Origin of the sequence: Oerskovia turbata (assembly GCF_000718325.1) — a bacterium.
In the GTDB taxonomy this organism is placed as follows: domain Bacteria; phylum Actinomycetota; class Actinomycetes; order Actinomycetales; family Cellulomonadaceae; genus Oerskovia; species Oerskovia turbata.
In genome coordinates this window covers 1-474 of record NZ_JOFV01000044.1, presented here as the reverse complement: position 1 = coordinate 474, position 474 = coordinate 1, and the positions used below count along the sequence as shown (strand labels likewise).

General features: G+C 67.1%; 1 protein-coding gene. It reads left to right on the top strand.

What is annotated here, in order from left to right; genetic code table 11:
- Position 1 precedes the first annotated feature (1 nt).
- Positions 2 to 474 (top strand): superoxide dismutase (locus IE95_RS0118315; RefSeq protein WP_030153672.1); only part of this gene is annotated, 473 nt, incomplete at its 3' end.

The window sequence follows — 474 nt, the reverse complement described above, 5'->3', positions numbered from 1 at the left end:
CATGGCTGTCTACACCCTTCCCGAGCTGTCGTACGACTACGGCGCACTCGAGCCCCACATCTCCGGCCGCATCATGGAGCTGCACCACTCCAAGCACCACCAGGCCTACGTGACCGGCGCCAACACGGCTCTCGAGAAGCTCGCCGAGGCCCGCGACTCCGGCGACCTCGCCGCGGTCAACCTCCACGAGAAGAACCTCGCGTTCAACCTCGGCGGACACGTCAACCACTCCGCGTTCTGGACCAACCTCTCCCCCGAGGGCGGCGGCGAGCCCACCGGCGACATCGCCGCAGCGATCGCCGAGGACTTCGGCTCCTTCGAGAAGTTCAAGAAGCACTTCGCCGCCGTCGCCGCAGGCGTCCAGGGCTCGGGCTGGGCCATCCTCGCCTGGGACACCCTCGGCAAGAAGCTCATCATCGTCCAGCTCTACGACCAGCAGGGCAACATCGCCCTGGGCCTGGTCCCGATCGTCCT